Source organism: Skermanella sp., assembly GCF_059503625.1.
This window is the reverse complement of the sequence record NZ_JCACHA010000082.1, coordinates 1-4,075: the sequence shown is the minus strand read 5'-3', so window position 1 is coordinate 4,075 and position 4,075 is coordinate 1. Positions and strand designations below refer to the sequence as shown.

General features: G+C 66.1%; 5 protein-coding genes. 2 read left to right on the top strand and 3 right to left on the bottom strand.

Annotated elements, in window-relative coordinates:
- The 3 genes from AC5JJ6_RS02190 to AC5JJ6_RS02180 all read right to left on the bottom strand — a co-directional run.
- Positions 1-1,013, bottom strand: a 1,013-nt coding sequence (locus AC5JJ6_RS02190) for a THUMP domain-containing class I SAM-dependent RNA methyltransferase (protein ID WP_496040471.1), incomplete at its 3' end; no start/stop codon positions are given.
- Positions 1,014-1,137: 124 nt separating this feature from the next.
- On the bottom strand, positions 1,138-1,389 hold the full coding sequence (locus tag AC5JJ6_RS02185; RefSeq protein WP_496040470.1) for a toxin-antitoxin system HicB family antitoxin: 252 nt from the start codon (positions 1,387-1,389) through the stop codon (positions 1,138-1,140).
- Positions 1,386-1,577, bottom strand: coding sequence for a PIN domain-containing protein (locus AC5JJ6_RS02180; protein ID WP_496040469.1), 192 nt, complete (start codon positions 1,575-1,577; stop codon positions 1,386-1,388). The genes AC5JJ6_RS02185 and AC5JJ6_RS02180 overlap by 4 nt, the downstream gene beginning before the upstream one ends.
- Before the next feature lie 483 nt (positions 1,578-2,060).
- Here AC5JJ6_RS02180 and AC5JJ6_RS02175 point away from each other — a divergent pair, with 483 nt between their 5' ends.
- Both AC5JJ6_RS02175 and AC5JJ6_RS02170 read left to right on the top strand, forming a co-directional pair.
- Entirely contained in the window at positions 2,061-3,224 is a 1,164-nt protein-coding gene (locus tag AC5JJ6_RS02175) for an HlyD family secretion protein (RefSeq protein ID WP_496040468.1), read from the top strand.
- Positions 3,225-3,235: 11 nt separating this feature from the next.
- On the top strand, positions 3,236-4,075 hold an 840-nt coding region (locus AC5JJ6_RS02170), incomplete at its 3' end, for a DUF2955 domain-containing protein (protein WP_496040467.1).

Here is a 4,075-nt window from a genome sequence, read left to right as displayed (position 1 = left end):
AGTGTCTGCCCCAGTGCCGCGTACAGGGAGTAAAGCTGCTTCTTGTCCCCGATCCGGTTGCCGTAAGGCGGGTTGACGATGACCAGCCCCGGCGGGCCGCTCGGTGCTACGAGGTCGGTGACCGCGTGCTGCCGGAACTCCGTCATTCCGGCGACGCCCGCAAGCGCCGCGTTGGTCCGGCTCATGGCGATGGCCCCCGCGTCGCGGTCGCTGCCATGGAACCGGACAGCCGGCTTGATATCGCCATCTCCCCCGGCCTCATCCCCGGCCTCGGCCCCGCCCCCGGCTCCGTCCCCTGCCCCGCGCATCCGGCTCCAGGCCGCCTCGTTAAAACCCGCCAGTTGCTCGAAGGCGAAGCGCCGCGACCGGCCCGGCTTCAGGCCGGCCGCGATCTCCGCCGCCTCGATGACGAAGGTGCCCGATCCGCACATCGGATCGACCACGGGTTCGGTCCCGTCATAGCCGCATTGGCGCAGGAACAGCGACGCCAGGGTTTCCCGCATCGGCGCCTTGTGGACGGCTTCCTTGTGGTTGCGCTTGTGCAGGGATTCGCCGGAAGTATCGATGCTGATGGTACACAGGTCGTCATCGATCCGCGCCTTGACGACCACGTCGGCCTCGGCGGAAATCGGAGCGCCCAGTTCTTCCCGGATCGCCTTTTCGATCCGCTGCGTCGCCGCCCCCGCATGATAGATGCGGGAGCCCTTGCACGCCGCCTCGACGCGGACAGGCACGTCCGGACGCAGGAACTCGCTCCAGGCCACCCGGCGGGCGCGCTTGTCGAGCTGGGCCAGATGAAAAGCGCGGAAGGCGGCCACGCGCGCCAGCACGCGGCTGGCGCCCCGCAGTTCCAGGTTCGCTCGCCAGACCTCGGGCCAGCCGCCCCTGACGGTCACGCCGCCCTTGATCGGCGTCGGGTCGATGAAGCCCTTCTCGCGCGCCTCCGCGCACAGCAAGGCTTCAGCCCCCGGAAAGGTCACAAGGAAGATCTCGATATCGCCGACTGTATCCATGCCGGCTTCATAGCGCGTGGGCGCGTAATCATCGACACCTTTCTGGCGACGCCCGCCCGTCCCCGCAGCTTCGGCGGCGCAGTCCTGAAAAACGCCGCCGGAGTGCCGACATCGGACTTTGCTTCTATGAATCGAGCAGGTTGTCTCCCCCGCAGGGCTCCTCATCACCGGCACCGTCAAGAAATGCCAGAAAATCGTCACGGCTCCCTGCGGCGGCGCGTGCCCGGAAGAACTCCTCCGTCTCCAAGGCGGACAGCTTTTCGGCAACGGCAACATTGATAAACTGATTTAGACTGGTTCCATCAGCCGCCGCCATTTTCTCGGCGGCGGCCTTAAGCGAGGGCTGAAGCCGGAGGGAATAGTTAGCCTTGCTCATCCGATCCTCCTTAGTGCGTCTATGGGAAAAACTACGTCGATCCCAAACCGTGCCGCAGGAATGAAGTGGCGCTGATTGAATGTCACGATGCAGTCGGCTCTTCCGTTGATAGCTGTCTCCAATACCATTTCGTCCGCCACATCTCCCAATTGAGGACGCCATAGATAATCGAGACGGACAGGTTCCACGATACCTGCCAGGTAATTCAGGAAACCAGGTCAGTCTTCAATGCCGTTGGCATGAGATGTCGCCCTGTCTTCAAGCTGCTGCCGCCCGTCCCCGAAGCCGGCAGCCCCGCCCAGCGGCTTCGGGGACGGGATGCCGTTAGCCGACTCCGTGTCGGACAGGATGCCGTTAGCCGACTCCGTGTCGGACAGGATGCCCTACCGCCTGGAGCGGGTGCTGTTCGCCATAGTGGACGCGGAGGAGCGGGCGGGCTGCCCGGCGTAAAGCCCGGCAACTTCGATCGAGGTGCCGGACTGGCAACACATGTCCCAATGCGCCCTGCCCCGATGCCCCGCACCTATTTTATAATGCCTTCGACTCAATACCCACGGATCAGCAGCACACCCGACCATGCCGAACCATCGCACCTGAAAATCATAAACTTCAAGCCGGCGCGGCACCATGCAACCTCGAAGGCGTAAGCTGGCCCATGGGGAGAAGCGAGCATGACGAAGGTTTCCAGCGTCCAGCAGTTGCCGGTGACGCCGGCGGATTCCTCTTCGCCCGAAGCGGCGGCTGAACCGCCCGTGCCGAAGGAGCCGGCGGCGCAGCCCAATCCCCTGCGCCGCACGGCGATGGTCGTGATCGGGTTGGCAGGTCTGCTCTTCGTAGTGTCGGTCTTCATGGAGCGGCGGACTCCCTCCACCTCCCAATCGGTCGTTCAGGCCTACGTGGTCCGCATGGCTCCCGAAGTCTCCGGGCGGGTGATCGAGGTCGGGGTGGTGGACAATGCGATCGTCGCGGCGGGCGACGTGCTGTTCCGCATCGAACCGGACACCTACATCCTCGCGGTCCGGGAGGCCGAGGCGCGTCTGGCGCGGATCGGCCAGACCATCGGCGCCTCGACGGCGGCGGTCGACTCGGCCCAGGCGCGGCTTGTCGAGGTCACGGCGAACCGCAACAACGTCCGCGATCAGGCGCAGCGGGCCGTCGAGCTGGTCAAGCGGGGCGTCTATGCCCGCGCCAGGGAAGACGAGGCGATAGCCTCGCTGCAAGCCGCCGACGCCACGGTGGTCCGGGCGGAGGCCGATCTCGCCAAGGCCCGGCAGGAACTCGGCCCCGCCGGCGAGAACAATCCCGACCTCCAGGAAGCCCTGGCCGCACTCGAACGCGCTCGGCTCAACCTCGCCCGCACGACGGTTTCGGCTCCCAGCGCCGGCGTCGTCACCAACCTCCAGGTTGCAGTCGGCGAGGCCGTCGCCGCCGGCGAAGCCGTCATGACGTTCATCGACGCCGGCACGATCTGGATCGCGGCGGCGTTCAAGGAGAACAGTCTCCAGTTCGTCAGCCCCGGAGATCAGGCGGAGGTCGTCCTGGACTCGCTGCCCGGCCAGGTGTTGCCCGCCCGTGTCGAAAGCGTCGGATGGGGCGTATCGGGAGAAAGCGTCGATCCGGCGACCGGATTGCCGACCATCCGCAATCAAAGCGGCTGGGTCCGGGAGCCGCAACGCTTCCCCGTCCGCCTGATCTTCGACGGCAAGCATCCGGCCGGCATCCGCTACGGCTCGCAGGCGAACGTCGTGATCTACACGGGCGAGAGCAACCCTGTCATGAACGCGCTCGGCGCGTTCTGGATCAGGCTCGTTTCGATGCTGACCTATGTCAGTTGATCTGGTGACTTATGTCGACTGACAGGACCGGCCGGCGCCAGGGGTTGCGGATCGCCTTCGCGGTCGCGGCCAGCTTCACCGCCGCCGTTGCTCAGGGCGAAGTCATTCCGTTTCTCGGCCCTGTTTTCGCCGCCCAACTCCTGATGGCGAGCCGGCGGCCCATGGGGGTGCCGCAGGCGATCGGCTTCGTTGCGGTAATGGTGCTGGCGGGCCAGGGGTTCCTGGTTCTCACCAGCATCCTCGCGGAGCGGCCGCTCCCCTTCCTGCTGATGCTCGGCCTGATCTACTTCGCCTGCTTCGTGGCGCAGCTCAACCGCCGGGGCGGTCCGGCGCCGGCGCTGATCCTCACCATCGGGGTGGCCGCACCGCTGCTCGGCGTCCTCGACCGGGATCTCGGCGCGTCCGTCGTCGTCATCCTGGGCAAGGCCGCCGCAAATGGCGTCCTGTTCGCATGGCTCGCCCACGTGGCCTTTCCCAACCGGGAAAGCGCCGATTCCCGCCCGCTCCCGCCGCTGCAGCATATCCACCGCCAAGCGACGCGCATCGCCTTTGCCAATACGATCATCCTGCTCGTCATCTTCGCGTTCTGCGTCGCCGACGACGATCTCTCGACGGCCGTCGTCCTGCCGCTGACCGTCGTATCCCTGCTCGGCCAGATCGACCTCGTGACCAGTCCGCGCGCGGCGGCGGGCTTGGTGACCGTCAATCTGCTGGGAGGGATCGTCGCCTCGGTAAGCTTCACGATCCTCCAACTGTGGCCTGAGCTTTGCTGGCTGTTCCTGATCGTCCTGACCGTCGGCCTTGTCTTCGGAGGTCTTGCCGCCGCCAATGTCAACGTCAGGGCGGGGGCC

What these genes read in the sequence shown, in the direction of transcription:
- AC5JJ6_RS02185 (WP_496040470.1), bottom strand. Translation starts at nt 1,389, where the DNA reads ATGAGCAAGGCTAACTATTCCCTCCGGCTTCAGCCCTCGCTTAAGGCC.
- AC5JJ6_RS02175 (WP_496040468.1), top strand. Translation starts at nt 2,061, where the DNA reads ATGACGAAGGTTTCCAGCGTCCAGCAGTTGCCGGTGACGCCGGCGGAT.